Origin of the sequence: Streptomyces inhibens, from assembly GCF_003389455.1 — a bacterium.
Lineage (GTDB): Bacteria > Actinomycetota > Actinomycetes > Streptomycetales > Streptomycetaceae > Streptomyces > Streptomyces inhibens.
This window is the reverse complement of the sequence record NZ_QUAC01000331.1, coordinates 1-3,406: the sequence shown is the minus strand read 5'-3', so window position 1 is coordinate 3,406 and position 3,406 is coordinate 1. Positions and strand designations below refer to the sequence as shown.

Sequence of the window (3,406 nt, the reverse complement as noted above, 5' to 3'; positions counted from 1 at the left end):
GGCGGGGCGGGGTGCGGCCCTGGGGTGCCGCACCCCGCCCGTCAGCAGTTCGCTGTTATCGGAACGCGCTGTTCAGCGGAACTTGATGGAGCTCGTGGAGTCGGGCAGGCCACGGTGGCCGAAGTGCGCCTCACGGTCGCCCGGCGCCAGGGAGAAGTGGGCGCCCCTGTAGTAGGTGTGCTGGTAGAAGGTGACCGTGCGGTTGCCGAGGTTCTTGGCGGAGCTGATCTTGTCATTCCAGCCGTACGGGCTCAGGCGCGGCAGGCTGGTACGGGTGCTCGTGCTCGCGCCCTGGTAGTTGGCGTCCACGTAGACCTTGACGTTCGGGCCCGCGGCCTTGGGCGCGACGCCGGCGTGGGAATCGGCGAGGGCCGGCAGCGCGGCACCGAGCGAGAGTGCAGCAGCGGCAGCACCCGCAGCGGCTATGTGACGGATACGCATGAGGTGTTCCCCTCTGGTCAGCTCTCACGTGATGTACGTGATGCGTTGGCCGGTCCGCCCCTGCCCCGAACCGGGGGAAGTGCGGCCCTTGCGCCATGACGATTCAAGCCCTCGACACCGCCGGGCGACCTCGTTCCCGTTGACGATCCGCCTCCGCCGCACGGGGGAGCCGTACCGCTCGCCTGCCGCCCCGGCTTCACGGGTCCCGGTGGGCGGGCCGGCGTCGTCTCCGTCACGTTTTTTGCAACTTGTTGCACAAGGCTTACCGGCTGGTCTACAACTGGCTTCACGACCACCCCGCACGGAGGCGAGGCCCCCATGAGCCAGTACCCGCACCTGATGAGCCCGCTCGATCTCGGGTTCACGACCCTTCCCAACCGGGTGCTGATGGGGTCGATGCACATCGGGCTGGAGGAGGCGGAGAACGGCTTCGAGCGGATGGCCGCCTTCTACGCCGCCCGTGCGCGGGGCGGCGTCGGGCTGATGGTGACCGGTGGCATCGCGCCGAACGAGGCGGGACGGCCGTACGAGGGCGGGGCCAAGCTCACCACCGAGGCGGAGGCGGCGCAGCACCGGACCGTGACCGCTGCGGTGCATGCGGCGGGCGGGCGGATCGCGATGCAGATCCTGCACTTCGGGCGGTACGCGTACCACGCCGATCTGGTGGCGCCGAGCGCGCTCCAGGCCCCCATCAGCCCCTTCCCGCCGCATGCGCTCACCGACGACGAGGTCGAGCAGACCGTCGAGGACTACGTACGGGCGGCGGAGCTGGCCAAGTCCGCCGGGTACGACGGGGTCGAGATCATGGGCTCCGAGGGCTATCTGATCAATGAGTTCATCGCGGGCGCGACCAACCACCGCACGGACCGGTGGGGCGGCTCGTACGAGAACCGGGTGCGCTTCCCGCTGGAGATCGTCCGCCGTACCCGGGAGCGCGTCGGCACGGACTTCATCCTGATCTACCGGCTGTCGATGCTGGACCTCGTCCCGGGCGGTTCCACCCTGGAGGAGGTGATCACGCTCGCCAAGGAGATCGAGGCAGCCGGCGCGACGATCATCAACACCGGCATCGGCTGGCACGAGGCCCGTATCCCCACCATCGCGACCTCGGTGCCGCGCGGTGCGTACACCTGGGTGACGAAGCGGCTGATGGGGTCGGTCTCCGTGCCCCTGGTGACCAGCAATCGCATCAACACCCCTGAGGTGGCCGAGGAGCTGCTCGCCGACGGGCGCGCCGACATGGTGTCGCTGGCCCGCCCGTTCCTGGCCGATCCGGACTTCGTCGCCAAGGCGCGGGACGGCCGGTCCGATGCGATCAACACCTGCATCGGGTGCAACCAGGCCTGTCTCGACCACACCTTCAGCGGCAAGATCACGTCCTGCCTGGTCAATCCGCGGGCCTGCCACGAGACCGAGCTGGTGCTCTCCCCCACCCGGCTGCGCAAGCGGCTCGCCGTGGTCGGCGCCGGTCCCGCCGGGCTGGCGTGCGCCGTGTCGGCCGCCGAACGCGGCCATGACGTCACGCTGTTCGACGCCGCGGCCGAGATCGGCGGGCAGCTGAACCTCGCCAAGCGGGTGCCGGGCAAGGAGGAGTTCGAGGAGACGCTGCGGTACTTCCGGACGCAGCTGGAGGCATGGGGTGTGGAGGTACGGCTGAACACCCCCGTCACGGCCGGGGACCTCGGTGCGTACGACGAGATCGTGGTCGCCACGGGCGTCACCCCGCGCACTCCGGAGATCGAGGGGATCGACCACCCGAGCGTCGTCAGCTACCTCGATGTGCTGCGCGACGGCGCGCCGGTCGGCGAGCGGGTCGCGATCATCGGGGCGGGAGGTATCGGCTTCGATGTCGCCGAGTTCCTGACCGATGCCGGTGACGCGGCGAGCCAGGACCCCGAGACGTACTTCCGTGCCTGGGGTGTCGACACGGCATACGAGGAGCGCGGCGGGCTGCGCGCGCCCGAGCGTCCCAAGGCCCCGCGCCAGGTGCATCTGCTCCAGCGCAAGACGTCGAAGGTCGGCGCCGGCCTCGGCAAGACCACCGGCTGGATCCACCGTACGGAGCTCAGGCACCGGGGCGTGACGATGGTCGCCGGGGCTTCGTACGAGCGGATCGATGATGCGGGTCTGCATCTCACGGTCGACGGCACGGCGGCGACGCTTCCGGTGGACACGGTCGTGCTGTGCACGGGGCAGGAGCCCCGGCGGGATCTGTACGAGGAGCTGCGCGCCGAGGGGCGTGCCGTGCATCTCATCGGTGGTGCGGATGTCGCCGCCGAGCTGGACGCCAAGCGCGCCATCCAGCAGGGGACGGAGCTGGCGGCGGCCCTGTGACCTGCCCGGGCCGTGCCTAGGATCTCCCCATGTCCCTGCCGCACGCGATCCTCACCGCCCTGCTCGAAAAGCCGTCGTCGGGGCTGGAGCTGACCCGCAGATTCGACCGGTCGATCGGCTACTTCTGGTCGGCCACCCATCAGCAGATCTATCGCGAGCTGGGAAAACTGGAGCAGGCCGGGCTGATCCGCGCGCTGCCCTCCGATCAGCCGTCCCGCGGCCAGAAGAAGGAGTTCGAGGTGCTGCCCGCGGGCCGCACCGAGCTGACCCGGTGGGCATCGGGTGAGCAGGACCCCAAGCCCATCCGGGATGCGCTGCTGCTGCGGCTGCGGGCGGCGGCGGTCGTCGGGCGCACCGGGCTCGACGAGGAGCTGCGACGCCATCTGACGCTGCACCGGCGGCAGTTGGCGGAGTACCAGGGGATCGAGGACCGCGACTTCGGGGCTGCGGCGGATCCGGAGGACCGTTTGCGGCGGCTTGTGCTGCGGGCCGGGATCGGTCTGGAGACCTTCTGGGTGCAGTGGCTGGAGGAGGCGCTGGCGGAGGTGGCGGACATGGAGGGCGCGCCGGGTGAGCCGGGCGCGCCTCGCCAGGTGTGAGCGTGGAGCGGCCGGCCCCGGGGAAGTCCCGG

The 3,406-nt window shown here is 70.5% G+C and carries 3 protein-coding genes; 2 read left to right on the top strand and 1 reads right to left on the bottom strand.

What is annotated here, in order from left to right; genetic code table 11:
• Positions 1–72: 72 nt before the first annotated feature.
• The gene (locus DY245_RS33950) at positions 73–441 is read right to left on the bottom strand and encodes a peptidase inhibitor family I36 protein (RefSeq protein WP_128510980.1); all 369 of its coding nucleotides are present in this window, start codon (positions 439–441) and stop codon (positions 73–75) included.
• Between the two features lie 318 nt (positions 442–759).
• On the opposite strand from DY245_RS33950, the gene DY245_RS33945 reads away from it, so the two are divergent.
• Entirely contained in the window at positions 760–2,775 is a 2,016-nt protein-coding gene (locus tag DY245_RS33945; protein WP_128510979.1) for an NADPH-dependent 2,4-dienoyl-CoA reductase, read from the top strand.
• Positions 2,776–2,804: 29 nt separating this feature from the next.
• Entirely contained in the window at positions 2,805–3,374 is a 570-nt protein-coding gene (locus DY245_RS33940; RefSeq protein WP_128510978.1) for a PadR family transcriptional regulator, read from the top strand.
• The last annotated feature ends 32 nt before the right edge of the window (positions 3,375–3,406 follow it).